The sequence below is a fragment of the Mesorhizobium sp. B3-1-6 genome, from assembly GCF_006439555.1.
Taxonomy (GTDB): domain Bacteria; phylum Pseudomonadota; class Alphaproteobacteria; order Rhizobiales; family Rhizobiaceae; genus Mesorhizobium.
Genome location: NZ_VFTM01000035.1, coordinates 1 through 14,092, shown reverse-complemented (window position 1 = coordinate 14,092; position 14,092 = coordinate 1). Strand labels below are relative to the sequence as shown.

Annotated in this window: 16 protein-coding genes; 10 read left to right on the top strand and 6 right to left on the bottom strand. The window is 65.0% G+C overall.

Features of this window, described 5'->3' with window-relative positions:
- Positions 1–19: 19 nt before the first annotated feature.
- Positions 20–457: a metallopeptidase family protein gene (locus FJ414_RS25810; protein WP_140647199.1), complete on the top strand. Its 438-nt coding sequence runs from the start codon at positions 20–22 to the stop codon at positions 455–457.
- Between the two features lie 254 nt (positions 458–711).
- Here FJ414_RS25810 and FJ414_RS25805 read toward each other — a convergent pair whose 3' ends face one another.
- Both FJ414_RS25805 and FJ414_RS25800 read right to left on the bottom strand, forming a co-directional pair.
- Positions 712–918 carry a DUF1737 domain-containing protein gene (locus tag FJ414_RS25805; RefSeq protein ID WP_140647198.1) on the bottom strand — a complete coding sequence of 69 codons (207 nt, stop codon included), beginning with the start codon at positions 916–918 and terminating at the stop codon, positions 712–714.
- A gap of 28 nt (positions 919–946) precedes the next feature.
- Complete coding sequence (locus FJ414_RS25800; RefSeq protein ID WP_246672504.1) at positions 947–1,792, bottom strand: CoA ester lyase; 846 nt, start codon at positions 1,790–1,792, stop codon at positions 947–949.
- A gap of 575 nt (positions 1,793–2,367) precedes the next feature.
- On the opposite strand from FJ414_RS25800, the gene FJ414_RS25795 reads away from it, so the two are divergent.
- From FJ414_RS25795 to FJ414_RS25780, 4 genes are read left to right on the top strand one after another with little or no spacing between them, the layout of a single operon-like run.
- Positions 2,368–3,903 carry a DUF4173 domain-containing protein gene (locus FJ414_RS25795; protein WP_246672503.1) on the top strand — a complete coding sequence of 512 codons (1,536 nt, stop codon included), beginning with the start codon at positions 2,368–2,370 and terminating at the stop codon, positions 3,901–3,903.
- A 3-nt stretch (positions 3,904–3,906) separates the two neighbouring features.
- Positions 3,907–4,605: a response regulator transcription factor gene (locus FJ414_RS25790; protein ID WP_140647196.1), complete on the top strand. Its 699-nt coding sequence runs from the start codon at positions 3,907–3,909 to the stop codon at positions 4,603–4,605.
- Positions 4,593–6,164 (top strand): HAMP domain-containing sensor histidine kinase, encoded by a 1,572-nt coding sequence (locus tag FJ414_RS25785; protein WP_140647195.1) that lies wholly within the window; start codon positions 4,593–4,595, stop codon positions 6,162–6,164. The genes FJ414_RS25790 and FJ414_RS25785 overlap by 13 nt, the downstream gene beginning before the upstream one ends.
- Positions 6,165–6,191: 27 nt before the next feature.
- Positions 6,192–7,358, top strand: coding sequence for an FAD-binding oxidoreductase (locus FJ414_RS25780; protein WP_140647194.1), 1,167 nt, complete (start codon positions 6,192–6,194; stop codon positions 7,356–7,358).
- Here the strand turns inward: FJ414_RS25780 and FJ414_RS25775 are convergent.
- From FJ414_RS25775 to FJ414_RS25755, 4 genes are all read right to left on the bottom strand, one after another.
- Positions 7,336–7,872: an SRPBCC domain-containing protein gene (locus FJ414_RS25775; protein ID WP_140647193.1), complete on the bottom strand. Its 537-nt coding sequence runs from the start codon at positions 7,870–7,872 to the stop codon at positions 7,336–7,338. The two genes, FJ414_RS25780 and FJ414_RS25775, sit on opposite strands and share 23 nt — an antisense overlap.
- 45 nt (positions 7,873–7,917) lie before the next feature.
- Positions 7,918–8,367 (bottom strand): SRPBCC family protein, encoded by a 450-nt coding sequence (locus FJ414_RS25770; protein WP_140647192.1) that lies wholly within the window; start codon positions 8,365–8,367, stop codon positions 7,918–7,920.
- Positions 8,364–8,684 carry a metalloregulator ArsR/SmtB family transcription factor gene (locus tag FJ414_RS25765; protein ID WP_140647191.1) on the bottom strand — a complete coding sequence of 107 codons (321 nt, stop codon included), beginning with the start codon at positions 8,682–8,684 and terminating at the stop codon, positions 8,364–8,366. Before FJ414_RS25765 ends, FJ414_RS25770 begins: the two co-directional genes overlap by 4 nt.
- A gap of 328 nt (positions 8,685–9,012) precedes the next feature.
- Positions 9,013–9,438 carry a GNAT family N-acetyltransferase gene (locus tag FJ414_RS25755; protein WP_140647190.1) on the bottom strand — a complete coding sequence of 142 codons (426 nt, stop codon included), beginning with the start codon at positions 9,436–9,438 and terminating at the stop codon, positions 9,013–9,015.
- A gap of 183 nt (positions 9,439–9,621) precedes the next feature.
- Between FJ414_RS25755 and leuD the strand changes: the two genes are divergently transcribed.
- From leuD to leuB, 5 genes are all read left to right on the top strand, one after another.
- Positions 9,622–10,227, top strand: a complete 606-nt coding sequence (leuD, locus tag FJ414_RS25750; RefSeq protein ID WP_140647189.1) for a 3-isopropylmalate dehydratase small subunit — start codon at positions 9,622–9,624, stop codon at positions 10,225–10,227.
- A 71-nt stretch (positions 10,228–10,298) separates the two neighbouring features.
- The gene (locus tag FJ414_RS25745; RefSeq protein ID WP_140647188.1) at positions 10,299–11,240 is read left to right on the top strand and encodes a hypothetical protein; all 942 of its coding nucleotides are present in this window, start codon (positions 10,299–10,301) and stop codon (positions 11,238–11,240) included.
- 480 nt (positions 11,241–11,720) lie between these two features.
- Positions 11,721–12,119, top strand: a complete 399-nt coding sequence (locus tag FJ414_RS25740) for a RidA family protein (RefSeq protein ID WP_140647187.1) — start codon at positions 11,721–11,723, stop codon at positions 12,117–12,119.
- Positions 12,116–12,466, top strand: a complete 351-nt coding sequence (locus FJ414_RS25735) for a VOC family protein (protein WP_140647186.1) — start codon at positions 12,116–12,118, stop codon at positions 12,464–12,466. The genes FJ414_RS25740 and FJ414_RS25735 overlap by 4 nt, the downstream gene beginning before the upstream one ends.
- Positions 12,467–12,813: 347 nt before the next feature.
- Positions 12,814–13,917: a 3-isopropylmalate dehydrogenase gene (gene leuB, locus FJ414_RS25730; protein ID WP_140647185.1), complete on the top strand. Its 1,104-nt coding sequence runs from the start codon at positions 12,814–12,816 to the stop codon at positions 13,915–13,917.
- The last annotated feature ends 175 nt before the right edge of the window (positions 13,918–14,092 follow it).

Genomic DNA, 14,092 nt, shown 5'->3' with positions numbered 1-14,092 from the left:
CGGGATCAAAGGAAATTTCATGGCCCGCATCTACAAGACACGCACCTGGCACGACCAGCTCTCCCCGTCGATGGACGAGATGGAGCTTCTGGCGCTGGAGACCTATGCCCATCTGCCGGACGAGTTCCGCAAGCTCACCGGCGAGATCATCATCCAGATCGCCGATTTCCCGACCGACGAGATCATGGACGATCTGTCGCTGGAAACGCCCTTCGACCTGCTCGGCCTGTTCGAGGGACGCGGCATCGCCGAGCGCTGGAACCCGCAGACCGGCGAGGGGCCGAACCGCATCACGCTCTACCGCCGCGCCATACTCGACTACTGGGCCGAGAACGAAGAGACGATGGGCGACATCGTCACCCACGTGCTGATCCACGAGATCGGTCACCATTTCGGCCTGTCGGACGACGACATGGAGCGCATCGAGGAGGCGGCCGAGCAGGCGGCGGCGGGCTGAGCGCGCACTTCGTCATCCTAGGGCGAAGCAAGGAGCGAAGCGACGCGCGCAGACCCTAGGATCCATGCCGTTCCATCAACACCAAACCCGCGGTGCAGAACGGAACGCTTGCCGCCCGACACCCGCAAACGTCCCCTATATTCTGATCCGCTGCGCCTTTCGGCTCAGGTAACGGCATGGATTCTAGGGTCTTCGCGACGGAGCTTCGCTCCTGCTCCGCCCTAGAATGACGAAGTTGGGGGCTGCCGCCCTTTCTACCAGTCGCTGAGCTTGGTGTCCGGGCCGTAGTCTTGGCCTTCGACATCCTTCACCACGGCCTGGCCGCAGCGCATCGACTTGGTCTTCTTGTCATAGGCGTAGGTCGGCGAGCCGAACAGGTGCCAGCCCTTGTTCAGCGCCGCCGTCACCTTGTGGCAGAAGGTTGAATCGTCCGGGCCGGACAGAAAGCGGTAGAGTTTCATTTTCGAGCCTGTCTTGAATATCGGCGCATCATGCGCCGATGATTATCGCCTTCGCCAGAAGTTTCTCGGCTTCCGCCAGATGCAGCCGCTCGACCATGCGGCCGTCCATCGTGATCACGCCCTTGCCGGCATTTTCGGGCCGCGCGAACGCATCCCTGATCGCACGCGCCCTGGCCAGCGCCTCGGGCGTCGGCGAGAAGGCGCGGTTCGCCGGCTCGATCTGGGCGGGATGGATCAGCGACTTGCCGTCGAAACCCATGGCCGCGCCGTCGGCGCATTCGCGCGCCAGGGCGTCGAGGTCGCGAAAATCATTGGCGACGCCGTCGATCACGTCGAGGCCGCCGGCGCGCGCGGCGAGCACCAGTTGCATCAGCCAGGGCATCAGATAGCGCCGGTCGGGCGTCGCCAGGATGCCGGTCGCCTTCACCAGGTCATTCGTTCCGGCAACGAAACAAGCGAGGCGCGACGCTGGATCGCGGCCAAGCTCGGCGATGGCGCCGATGTTGAGCAGCGCCTTGGGCGTCTCGACCATCGCCCACAGTTTCACGCCGTCCGGCGCGAAATTGTCGTCGAGCAGGTCGCCGGCCTCGAGGATGTCGCGCGGCGTGCCGATCTTGGGCAGGAGAATGCCGTCGGGCTCGGCCTTGGCCACGGCCAACAGATCGTCGGCGCCCCATTCGCCGGCGAGCGGGTTGATGCGCACCACCATCTCGCAGCGTTTTTCGCGCCGGCCAAGGATGCCGGCAATCTTGTCGCGCGCCGCTTTCTTGTCGGCGGGCAGGACGGCGTCCTCGAGATCGATGATGACGGCGTCGCAGGCAAGCGAAGCGATCTTGGCGAGCGCCTTGTCGTTCGAGGCGGGAATGTAAAGCACCGAGCGGCGCGGGCGGTAGGTTCCTGAGCCATGGCCGATCTATGCAGGGTGATGGCGGATGAGGCAAGGCGGGGAGTAATCTTCTCCTTGAGGGGCCGCAAGGGTGAGATGCCCGGCAGGGCGGAGGCGCACGCTGTCCTGCCAACCCGTCCTTCGTCATTCTAGGGTCTGCGCGCGTCGCTTCGCTCCTTGCTCCGCCCTAGAATGACGAAGGATAGATCGCAGCTTCACGCGCAAGAACCCTCTCTATCGCCTTTGACGACATCCCAGGGGCTGGCACCGCCATATGCGATGCCGTACTCGAGCGTCTCGGACGCCGGCGCCAGGCTGTCCTGCACCAAATCTGCAAATCTGTGCGGAAAACCTCCTCCAATCCGCCGCGCGTTCACCGTGCCCGTCGGCGACAAAGCCGGCATGCGAACACCTCACACACCACGCTGGTCCCTACCGCGCCGGCTCCGCGACGAAGGCTGGTGGCTCGTCGAGCCGCAAAGGCGGCGCGTGACGGCGACGGTGCTTCCGTTCAGATCGCGGCCGGCATGCGGCGGCGCTAACACAGCCAGGAAGGCCCAGCGATGACGACGATGACCATGACGGCGCCGCCGAGCAAGACATCGCCTGTCCCGAGCTACTGCCGCCGTGTCGGCGCCGCCGCGCTGCTGGTGGCGCTGGCCGATTTTCTTTTCTACGGCCAGCCGGTCGGGATCACCGTCTTCATCTTCGCGACCGTGCTCGCCGCCACGGTCGTCGCCATGCATCCGGTGGCGCTCAGCGACGGCCGGGTCTGGCTGAAGCCGGCCGCGCTGTTCGCCGCGCTGCTGCCGCTGGTCGAAAATGTCAGCCCGCTTTCGCTGCTGGTCGCTGTCGCAGCGCTTGCGGTCTTCGCGCTGTCGTTGGCCGGGCGGCTGCGCAGCGAACCTGCCCGAATAGCCCGCCAGCTCAGCCTGTTCCTGGTCGCAGCGCCTTTCCGCTTCGCCCGCGACTTCTTCCGCTGGCGCAAGGCGGCGCGCGAACTCGGTCAGCGGCGGCTTCAGCTTACGGCGATTGTCGTCTGGATCATGCCCTTGACGCTTGGCGTCGTCTTCCTGGCGCTGTTCGGCGCCGCCAATCCGATCATCGAGCACTGGCTGTCGCTGATCGACCTCTACGCGCTCCTCGAAAAAATTGAGTTCGCGCGGCTGATCTTCTGGCTGATCGTGCTTGCCGGCGTCTGGGCGTTCCTGAGGCCGCGCCTGCCGCGCTTCGTTTTCCGTGTCAGGCGCGTTTTGCCTGCCACGCCTGCAGCGAGACCGGCGAAGGCCGAGGATGTCCTCTTCGGCAAAGCGGCCATCCTGCGCGCGCTGATTGTCTTCAATGGCTTGTTCGCGGTGCAGAGCGCGCTCGACGCCACCTATCTCTGGGGCGGAGTCGCCCTGCCCAACGGGATGACCTATGCCGCCTATGCGCATCGCGGCGCCTATCCGCTGGTCGCCACCGCGCTGCTCGCCGCCGGCTTCGTGCTGGCGGCGCTGCGCTCGGGCAGCGAGACGTCCCGGGATCCGCTAATCCGCGGGCTGGTCTATCTCTGGGTGGCGCAGAACATCGCGCTGGTGATCTCCTCGATGCTGCGGCTCGATCTCTATATCGACGTCTATGCGCTCACCTATCTGCGCATCGCCGCCTTCATCTGGATGGGACTGGTGGCGGCGGGGCTGGCCCTCATCGTCGCCCGCATCGCGCTTCAAAAATCCGGCGAATGGCTGCTTTCCGCCAATCTTGTGACACTATCGGCGACGCTTTATGCCTGTTGCTTCGTCAACTTCGCAGCAACGATCGCCAACTTCAATGTCGACCATTCCCTGGAAATGACCGGATCCGGCACTCCGCTCGACACGTCGTATCTGCACTCGCTCGGCGCTGTCGCCATGCCGGCGCTGGACCGCTACTACACACACAAGATCGGAATGCCGACCACTTATCTGGCCGACCAGGCGATGATCGACGATTATCTTGCCGAACAAAAGAAATGGCGCGCCTGGAGCTTTCGCGACTGGCGGCTGGTACGGGTTCTCGACAACAGAGGCCCGCTCGTGCTTCCTCCATCTGCGCAACCGTCCGCACCGGGCCATTGATCGATGCCACACAACATCCTCGTCGCCGACGACGACCCGCATATCCGCGAGATCATCTGCTTCGCGCTGGAAAAGGCCGGCATGAAGACGGCCGCCGTCGCCGATGGCGCCGCAGCACTCCAGGCGGTCGAGCGCCGCGCGCCCGACCTCATCGTGCTCGACATCGGCATGCCGGAGATGGACGGGCTCGAGGTCTGCCGCCGGCTCAGGCAAAAATCCGACGTGCCGGTGCTGTTCCTGTCCGCGCGGGATGAAGAGATCGACCGCATTCTGGGTCTGGAGATGGGCGGCGACGACTATGTGTCCAAGCCGTTCAGCCCGCGCGAGCTGGTCGCCCGCGTCAACGTCATCCTGCGGCGCGCGCGGCCGGCCGCCGTGGAGGAAGAGGCGGACGATCGTGAATTCACGCATGGCAAGCTCATGCTCGTCCCGGCAAGCCATGAAGCAAGTTTCGGCGGCAAGCCGCTCACCTTGACGGCGATCGAGTTCGCGATCCTGAAAGGCTTCCTCGCCCGGCCGCAGCACGTGCTTGGCCGCGACGCGGTGATGGCCAATGCCTATGCCTCCAACATCCATGTCTCGGAACGCACGGTCGACAGCCACATCCGCAACGTGCGGGCCAAGCTGGCTGCGGTCGGCTGCCTCGATGCGATCGCGACGGTGCATGGCGTCGGCTTCCGGCTCGGCCGATGCGGTGGTTGAGCAAGGAAAGGTGGCGGCCGCGGCTCGCCACCGTCGTCGTCGTCATCCTGATCCTGGTCATGGCGTTGCCGCTGGTCGGGCTGTTCTTCTTCCGGCTCTATGAGAACCAGCTGATCCGCCAGACCGAGGGCGAGCTGATCGCGCAAGGGGCGGTCGTCGCCGCCGTCTATGCCAGCGAGGTGCGCGCGGCCGGCATCGCCCCGGAAAGACTGGGGGCGCCGGTCTCGGCCGATCCGGCAAGGGACAACAACTATCCCTATGATCCGATCGAGCCGCGCCTCGACCTTGCCTCGGACGATGTCATGCCGTCGCGGCCGGCGGCGCTTCCCGCCACGCCCGATCCCGCCTTCGCGGCAATAGGCGCGCGGCTCGACGGCATCCTCGACGAGACGCAGAAAACGACGCTCGCCGGCTTCCGGCTGCTCGATCCACGCGGCGTGGTGATCGCCGGCGGCGACGAGGTCGGCCAGTCGCTCGGCGAGATCGAAGAGGTGCGGGCCGCGCTTTCCGGCGCCTATGCCAGCGAGCTCAGGCTGCGCATCCCCGACCAGCCGACCCCGCCGCTCTATTCGGTCAGCCGCGGCACCAAGGTCCGCGTCTTCGTCGCCATGCCGGTCGAGCTCGATGGCCGGGTGGCCGGCGTCGTGTATCTGTCGCGAACGCCGAACAACATCGTCAAGCACCTCTATGGCGAGCGCGGCAAGGTGACGTTGGCGGCCATCGCCATCCTCGGCGGCACACTTTTGATCGCGCTGGTGTTCATCCGCACGGTCAGCCGGCCGATCTACGCGCTGATCGACCGCACGAAGCGCATCGCCGCCGGCGACCGCGACGCAATCAGGCCGCTCGACCATCACGGCACGCGCGAGATGGCGGCGCTGTCCGCGGCCTTCCTCGACATGGCGCAAAAGCTGCAGGCGCGCTCCGACAGCATCCAGACCTTCGCCACCCATGTCTCGCATGAATTGAAATCGCCGCTGACGGCGATCCAGGGCGCGGCGGAGCTGCTCAGGGATTCCGGCGGCGCGATGGACGAGGCCGAGCGCAAGCGCTTCTCCAACAACATCGTCACCGACGCCGGGCGGCTCAATCTCCTGGTGCGCCGGCTGCTCGACCTGGCGCGCGCCGAGAACCTGGAACCGAGCGGCGACAGCACGACGCTTCATGCGGCCCTGGCATCGTTGCCGATCGACACCAGGCTGGAAGCGCGGCTTGAAGGCGGCGGCGACATCAGGCTCGGCATCTCGGCCGAGAATCTCGGCATCGTGCTCGCCAACCTCATCGACAACTCGGCGAGGCATGGCGCCCGACAGGCGGCGATCCATGCCTCAGCCGATGGCGAGCGCGCGTCGGTCCAGATCGGCGACGACGGCGACGGCATCTCGGCCGCCAACCGCGCCAGGATCTTCGAGCCGTTCTTCACCACGCGGCGCGAGTCCGGCGGCACCGGCATGGGGCTCGGCATCGTACTGGCCCTCCTGAAAGCGCATGATGGCACGATCAGGCTGGTTGACTCCGAGCGCGGCACGCGCTTCGAGATCGACTTGCCGGTTGCGTGAAGACGCGACCGAATGATCGGAGAAAAAATGCGCTACGACATCGTCATCATCGGCGGAGCCATCGTCGGGTCCTCGGTCGCCTACTATTTGCGCGAGGAGGGCTTTACCGGCTCGATCGCGCTGATCGAGCGCGATCCGCAGTTTCCGCACGCGGCGACGACCTTGTCGCTCGCCTCGATCCGCCAGCAATTCTCCATCCCGGAAAACATCCGCCTGTCGCAGTTCACGCTGAAACTGTTCCGGCGGCTGAAGGAGATTTTCGGCGCCGACGCCGATATCGGCTTTCGCGAGGGCGGCTACCTCATCCTCGCCGGCGAGGCCGGCCTGCCGATCCTCAAGTCCAATCACGAGACGCAGGTCGCCGAGGGCGCCGATATCCTGCTCGAGGACGCCGGGCAGCTGGCGCGCCGCTTCCCGTGGCTGTCGGTCGAAGGCATCACCGCCGGCGCCTTTGGCCGCAGCGGCGAGGGCTGGTTCGACGCGCATGCGCTGCTCACACTGTTCCGCAAGGCGCTGCGCGACAAGAAGATCGATTTCATCACCGCCTCCGTCACCGGCATTGCGCGCGAGGGCAATCGCGTCACCAGTGTAAGCCTCGACAATGGCGAGACGCTGGAAGCGGACATTGTCGTCAACGCCGCCGGGCCGAACGCCGGCAAGGTGGCGGGTTTTGCCGGGCTTGCGCTGCCGGTCGAGCCGCGCAAGCGCAACGTCTTCGTCTTCGAGGCGCGCGAGAAATATGCCGACATGCCGCTGCTGGTCGATCCAAGCGGAATCTATGTGCGGCCGGAAGGCTCCGTCTACCTCACCGGCGGCGCCGAGCCGGAGGAGGGCGATGTCGCGCCCGATCCGAAGGACTTCGACGTCAACTGGCCGCTGTTCGAAGAGGTGATCTGGCCGACCTTAGCCGCTCGCATCCCGGCCTTTGAGGCGATCAAGCCGACGCGCGCCTGGGTCGGGCATTACGACTACAACACGCTCGACCAGAACGCGGTGATCGGACCGCACCCGGAGGTCCAGAACTTCCTCTTCGCCAACGGTTTCTCCGGCCACGGCCTGCAGCAGGCGCCGGCGGTGGGGAAGTCGCTCGCCGAGTTGATCGTGCATGGCGGGTACAGGACGGTGGACTGCAGGGCGTTTGGATATGAACGGGTGGCGGAAGGAAGGGCGTTCAGGGAATTGAATGTGATCTAGCGCCAGCGCTCTCTTCTCCCACAAGGGGCGAAGGGGCGGCCGCGCCGGTAAAATAGCCCTGCAGCCACCCAAGCACCCGCGCCCAGCCTTCGGCATGTTCGGCCGCCGCATCCGGGAAACCCGCGAAGCCGCCATGGCAGACGGTGAGCCGCGTGCCGCCGGCGATCGGCTCCAGCAGATAAGCCACCGTCGTCTCGTGATGCCCCAGCGCCGGATGGTCCCAATGGTAGCGCCGCGTCTGCACGATGCGGCGCGGCATCTCGATTTCGAGGAATTTTCCGCCGGCGGGGAGGTGTCTGCCGTCGGCGGCCTGCACCGTGACGTTCCAACCGCCGCCGACGCGCAGATCGGCGGACCAGTCGGTCATGCGGTAGGTTTCGGGCGAACCCCACCAGCGCTCGACTTCACTGGTGACCAGCGCCGCGATAACCTCGCCCGGCGGGGCGCAAAGCTCGGCCGAGGCCATGACCGTGTCTGCATTCGCCATGGCTTGCGGCAACGACAAGTGAAGCATCAGATTCAACTCCACAAAGGATTGTCTCGTATCCGAAACGAACCTTCACCCCTTTGACGGCGGGCGCTCGAAACCCTTGCCGGTTTCAAGCAGGCTCTTGAGGCTCGCCAGAACCAGCGGCCAGCCCTTGGAGACGTTCGGGATCAGCCTGTGCGGGCCCTCGGCCGCGTGGATGACGGCGAGCTTCATCAACTCACCATCGGGCTCTATGGTGAAGGTGCAGCGCGTATAGCCGTCCTCCTTGACCTCGGGCATCCATTCGTTGCGCCATTTGATGACCAGGCGTCTTGGCGGGTCAACCTCGAGGATCTCGCCCGAGTCGGCGACGCGCCCGTCGGGGAAGATCAGTTTCCAGCTCGAGCCGACCTTCCAGTCGCTCTCCTGATAGGAGCAGAGGAAGAACTGCCGGTTGAATTCCGGATCGGTCAGCGCCTGCCAAAGTTTTTCAGGCGTCGTGCGGATATAGGTGACATAGACAAAGCTGTTCTCGCTCACGGCTCTTCCCTTTCAAGGCGTTGCTTCAGGTGGCTGAGGGCAGCAAGCCGCCCCCGCTCGAACTTGCCGATCCAGCGCTCGGCGATCTCGTTGATCGGAACGGGGTTGAGGTAGTGCTCCTTCTCGCGGCCGCGGCGCATGGTGGTGACGAGGTTGGCCTCCTCGAGGATCGCCAGGTGCTTGGTCACCGCCTGGCGCGTCATCTCCATGTGCTCGCAGAGCGCGTTCAGCGTCTGCCCGTTCCGGGCATGGAGACTGTCCAGCAATTGCCGGCGGGTCGGGTCGGCCAAAGCGCGAAAGACGGCATCCATGCTCATGGCTTTAATATGCAACCATTTGGTTGCATGTCAAGCGGTGGCAAAAATATTCTGCCGCCTGATGACTGCTTGCCTAAGTTTTCTTGCTTGCCGGATTGTGCCTGTCTTGAGGTGGCTTCGCTTTTGAGCAGCGCCTTCCCCCACTCCGTCGCTGCTTCGCAGCGCCACCTCTCCCCCCTCCAGAGGGAGAGGAGAGAGCCACGGTCGGCGAACTCGCATCTCCCCCGTCGATCGGGGGAGAGGAGTCGAGCAAAGCTCGACGGAGCGGGGTCGATCTGGCTCGCCGGTTCCAGGCAGGAGTCGGCTCCGATATCGGTGGCGGTTCAGGTCAGCGCTTGCGGGAGAACCAGAAGGCGTCGCTCATGCGCATCATGCCGATGCGCTCGTAGAAGCCGACGGCGTCGGGCATCGAGATCAGGCTGATGGCGACGGAAGGGCCAAGGTGGCGCTGTGCTTCGTCCATCAGGCCCTTGCCGACGCCGAGACCCTGTGCCGAAGCGGATACGGCGAGCTCGGAGATGTAGCAGACCCAGGAAAAATCGGTGATGCCGCGCGCGACGCCGATCAGCGGCTTCCCTTCGATGTCGAGCCGCGCTGTCAGCACCAGATTGGCATTGCCGAGCATTGTCTTCAGGCGCGCTTCGTCGTCCACGGGCCGTGTTTCACCGAGGCCGGATTCGACCAGCACACGGCGGAATTCGGCGACGTCGAGGGCAGGCTCGCTGGCGTAAAGGACTTTGGAAGGCTCAACCATGATCGCAGACTGCACCAGCCGGCCAGGATTTCGAAGCCGTTTTTAGGTATTGCAGCTCCGGCGCGCATGCCATGCTCGACTTGGCCCAAGGCCCGCGCACGAACAGTTGCCTTTCATTTGCCGCCGGCTTTGTGTAAACCGTCCGGCAAAATTCCCCGCAAGCCAAGAAGACGGGCAAGGATCATGGATAAATTCACCAAGCTCACCGGCGTCGCCGCGCCCATGCCGATCGTCAATGTCGACACCGACATGATCATCCCGAAGGATTATCTCAAGACGATCAAGCGCACCGGGCTCGGCACCGGGCTTTTCGCCGAGATGCGCTACAATGAGGACGGTTCGGAGAACCCGGATTTCGTGCTCAACAAGCCGGCCTACCGCAAGGCGCAGATCCTGGTCGCCGGCGACAATTTCGGCTGCGGCTCGAGCCGCGAGCATGCGCCCTGGGCGCTGCTCGATTTCGGCATACGCTGCGTGATTTCGACCTCGTTCGCCGACATCTTCTACAACAACTGCTTCAAGAACGGCATCCTGCCGATCACCGTCAGCCCGGAAGACCTCGACAAGCTGATGGACGACGCCTCGCGCGGCTCCAACGCGACGCTGTCGATCGATCTGGAAGCCAAGGAAATCCGCGGGCCGGACGGCGGCGTGGTGACGTTCGACCTCGACGACTTCAAGCGCCATTGCCTCTTGAACGGCCTCGACGACATCGGGCTGACCATGGAGAAGGCCGGCGCCATCGCATCCTTCGAGAAGAAGAATGCCGAGCAGCGCCCCTGGGCCTGAGCACCTAAGCTATATCGATAGGCCCCGGCCATGGCAGGCCGGGTTCGTGGCGGCTGAATGGAGGGACAGTCATGACACGCTCGCTTCTGGCTGCTTCGGCGGCACTCGCTCTCGTCACAATCGGCGCGAATGCGCAGACCGCCGCGCCGGCCACGCAGCCGGCGCCCGCCACGTCCGACCAGCCGGCGGCCGATCAAGGCGCATCCGACCAGGGATCGGGCAGCGACCAGGCCGCGTCGGATGACGACAAGCAGGCGCCGATCCCGTTCGAAGGCGGCCAGCTCACCATCACGCAGCCGGAGCAGGACGGCGAGAAGGTGCTGTCCTATGACGGCAAGCAGTTGGCCAGCAATTACGACGTCTTCTTCGACAGGATCGTCAAGATCGGCGACGTCAACGTGGCGCTGGTCGATGTCGGCGACGGCGGCAACCAGTGCGGGCCGGCCAAGGTCATCGTCTGGAAGCCGAAGGACGGCGAGATCCAGACCACCACGGTCGAGCAGGACGAATGCGGCGCGCCGCCGGCGGCAGTCTCCGACAGCGCCATCTATTTCGTGCCCTATCTGCTGCCCGGCGATTCCAAGCCGGCGCTGCAATGGTCGCCCACGGAAGGGCTGACGACCTCCGGCAACCTGACCTACACGCCCGAACCCGGCACCGGCTGGAAGGACGTCGACCCGTCGAAATACGACAACATCATCGACGCCTTCCACAACGAGGCCGTCTACAAGGCCGGACAGGCGCTGCTGGGCGACGACATGCCCGACATGGCGACCAGCCTGCTGGTCGGCGGCGGCACCGAAAAGACGGCATCCGGCGCCTTCTACGCCACCGGCTGCGTGCCGCATGACTGCGGCGGCAACGACGGCTTCATGGCGGTCGACCAGGCCAAGCAGAAAGTCTATTTCGCCCGCCGCGGCGACAATGGCGAGCCGCAGGCCTGGCCACCGGTCAAGGACTGGCCTGAGGACATCAAGAAGGCCTATGACGACGCGCAAGGGTCGGGGAATTAAGGTATGCTGATATTCAGGTGAGGCCGGCCTGCAAGTGGCGGCCTCCTGCGCTTCCGGTGCTCACGTACTTAAGTACGCTCCGCTCCGGTTCTCGGCAGCCACCACTTTCGACTCGGCCTGACCTGAAGCTCAACATACCTTAGGCCGGTGTCTTGCTGACCACCCGTCAGCTTCGTCATCCACGGGCGGAGCGACGCGCAGCGGAGCGCAGACCCGAGGATCATGCCGTGACGCTTGCCGTAGAGTGCATCGGAGCAGAATTCTGCTCCGCTGGCGGCGCTTCGACGTCACGGCATGGATTCCAGGATCTGCGCGCGTCGCTTCGCTCCTTGCTCCGCCCTCGAATGACGACCGGAGGAAGGCCCAGACCAATTTCCAAGGCTTGTGCCTGCCTTCGTGACAATGCTCCGCCCGGCTTGGCCCACGACCTGCGCCGCTCCGCCTGCTAAATGCAGGACTGCAACCCAACGAGGCCGCCCCATGCGCAAGCTCATCTCCACCGGCTCCCCCTTCGAGAAGACCGCCGGCTATTCGCGCGCGGTGGTGCAGGGCGACTGGTGTTTCGTCTCGGGAACGACCGGCTACGACTATGCCACCATGACGATGCCGGATACGGTCGAGGCGCAGACGCGCAATTGCCTCGCGACCATCGCCAAGGCGCTGGCCGATGGCGGCTTCGACATGGCCGACGTGGTGCGGGCGCATTACTACATCACCGACCAGGCCTTCGTTGACGTGGTCTTCCCGATCCTCGGCGAGGCGTTCGGCGACATCCGCCCGGCGGCGACGATGATCGTGTGCCAGCTCAACAAGCCGGAGATGAAGATCGAGATCGAGGTGACGGCGCTGCGGCGCACGGCACAGGGGCCGGAGCGATGACTGTCCGGCGCATCGTAGCCAACATCGCCACAAGGGACATCGCGGCGGCGAAGCGCTTCTATCATGACGTGCTTGGCCTCGACATCCTCATGGATCAAGGCTGGATCGCCACCTATGGCTCCGAGGAACGGATGCAGGCGCAGGTGAGCTTCATGGCCGAGGGCGGGTCAGGTACGCCGGTGCCGGACCTTTCGATCGAGGTCGACGATGTGGATGCGGCGCTTGCGGGTATGAAGGCCGCCGGCTTCGCCGTCGAATATGGCCCGGCTGACGAGCCCTGGGGCGTGCGGCGCTTCTATGTTCGCGATCCGTTCGGCAGGCTGGTGAATATTCTGTCGCATCGGTAGGCGCTGCCGGTCTTCTTTGAGACGCTGGCGGGACAGCACCCCTCTCTGTCCTGCCGGCTTTCGTCGCTCGGAAAGCCAAGCAATTGGCTTCCCGTCCGCTGCGCGGACCGCTCCTCAACCCCCGCAAGGGGGGAGATTGGCAGCTTGGCCGCCCCGCTTCTACCTGCGGCGTTAGGAGATTGGCGAAAGCCGTCGCGACATCGATCTCCCCCTTGCGGGCCCCTTGCGGGGGAGATGCCCGGCAGGGCAGAGGGGGGTGTGAAGGATCTCGGCGCTCGTCCCCTTGCGCCGCAAGCGCTTGCCGTTTAGCAAGGCGCCGGTTCAATTCTCTCACCGGACGGTTCTCCATGGCTTCGAAAAATCTCTTCCTGCTCGCCGGCGACGGCATCGGCCCCGAGGCCATGGCCGAGGTGAAGAAGCTGATCAAGGCCATGAACGACAAGCTCGGCAGCGGCTTCGCCACGGACGAGGGGCTGGTCGGCGGCTGCGCCTACGACGCGCATGGCGCGGCGATCTCCGATGCAGACATGGCAAAGGCGATGGCGGCGGATGCGGTGCTGTTCGGCGCCGTCGGCGGGCCGAAATGGGATGCCGTGCCTTACGAGGTGCGCCCCGAGGCCGGCCTGCTGCGGCTGCGCAAGGACATGGAGCTGTTCGCCAACCTCAGGCCCGCGATCTGCTACCCGGCTTTGGCCGCCTCTTCCTCGCTCAAGCAGGACGTGGTCGAGGGCCTCGACATCCTGATCGTGCGCGAGCTCACCGGCGGCGTCTATTTCGGCGAGCCGAAGCAGATCATCGATCTCGGCAACGGCCAGAAGCGCGGCATCGACACCCAGGTCTACGACACGTTCGAGATCGAGCGCATTTCGGGCGTCGCCTTCGAGCTGGCGCGGACGCGCAAGAATCACGTCACCTCGATGGAAAAGCGCAACGTCATGAAGTCGGGCGTGTTGTGGAACGAGGTGGTCAGCCAGACGCACAAGGCCAGATACAGCGACGTCAAGCTCGACCACATGCTGGCCGATGCCGGCGGCATGCAGCTGGTGCGCTGGCCGAAGCAGTTCGACGTCATCGTCACCGACAATCTGTTCGGCGACATGCTCTCCGACATCGCCGCCATGCTCACCGGCTCGATCGGCATGCTGCCGTCGGCCTCGCTCGGCGCGCCGGATGTGAAGACCAAGAAGCGCAAGGCGCTCTACGAGCCGGTGCACGGCTCGGCGCCCGACATCGCCGGCAAGGGCATCGCCAACCCGATCGCGATGATCGCGTCCTTCGCCATGTGCCTGCGCTATTCCTTCGGCATGGTCGCCGAGGCCGACAAGCTCGAAGCGGCGATCGCCGCCGTGCTCGACGACGGCCTGCGCACCAAGGACATCTTCTCGGAAGGCATGAAGGAAGTCGGCACCACCGAAATGGGCGACGCCATCATCGCCAAGTTCCTGGGGTGAAACCAGCCGGTCAGCCCGACGTTGCGGGAGCCGGCAGCCACCACGCCTTCGTCATTCCATGGCGGAGCAAGGAGCGAAGCGACGCAGCACAGACCATGGAATCCTGTGTGTTGGTTCTGGTGTATGGTTTGAAGTGGGAAGGAGACCGAATGAATCCTGGTCGTCCTTTCGGACA

What these genes read in the sequence shown, in the direction of transcription:
- FJ414_RS25810 (WP_140647199.1), top strand. Translation starts at nt 20, where the DNA reads ATGGCCCGCATCTACAAGACACGCACCTGGCACGACCAGCTCTCCCCG.
- FJ414_RS25805 (WP_140647198.1), bottom strand. Translation starts at nt 918, where the DNA reads ATGAAACTCTACCGCTTTCTGTCCGGCCCGGACGATTCAACCTTCTGC.
- FJ414_RS25795 (WP_246672503.1), top strand. Translation starts at nt 2,368, where the DNA reads ATGACGACGATGACCATGACGGCGCCGCCGAGCAAGACATCGCCTGTC.
- FJ414_RS25790 (WP_140647196.1), top strand. Translation starts at nt 3,907, where the DNA reads ATGCCACACAACATCCTCGTCGCCGACGACGACCCGCATATCCGCGAG.
- FJ414_RS25785 (WP_140647195.1), top strand. Translation starts at nt 4,593, where the DNA reads ATGCGGTGGTTGAGCAAGGAAAGGTGGCGGCCGCGGCTCGCCACCGTC.
- FJ414_RS25780 (WP_140647194.1), top strand. Translation starts at nt 6,192, where the DNA reads ATGCGCTACGACATCGTCATCATCGGCGGAGCCATCGTCGGGTCCTCG.
- FJ414_RS25775 (WP_140647193.1), bottom strand. Translation starts at nt 7,872, where the DNA reads ATGCTTCACTTGTCGTTGCCGCAAGCCATGGCGAATGCAGACACGGTC.
- FJ414_RS25765 (WP_140647191.1), bottom strand. Translation starts at nt 8,684, where the DNA reads ATGAGCATGGATGCCGTCTTTCGCGCTTTGGCCGACCCGACCCGCCGG.
- FJ414_RS25755 (WP_140647190.1), bottom strand. Translation starts at nt 9,438, where the DNA reads ATGGTTGAGCCTTCCAAAGTCCTTTACGCCAGCGAGCCTGCCCTCGAC.
- leuD (WP_140647189.1), top strand. Translation starts at nt 9,622, where the DNA reads ATGGATAAATTCACCAAGCTCACCGGCGTCGCCGCGCCCATGCCGATC.
- FJ414_RS25745 (WP_140647188.1), top strand. Translation starts at nt 10,299, where the DNA reads ATGACACGCTCGCTTCTGGCTGCTTCGGCGGCACTCGCTCTCGTCACA.
- FJ414_RS25740 (WP_140647187.1), top strand. Translation starts at nt 11,721, where the DNA reads ATGCGCAAGCTCATCTCCACCGGCTCCCCCTTCGAGAAGACCGCCGGC.
- FJ414_RS25735 (WP_140647186.1), top strand. Translation starts at nt 12,116, where the DNA reads ATGACTGTCCGGCGCATCGTAGCCAACATCGCCACAAGGGACATCGCG.
- leuB (WP_140647185.1), top strand. Translation starts at nt 12,814, where the DNA reads ATGGCTTCGAAAAATCTCTTCCTGCTCGCCGGCGACGGCATCGGCCCC.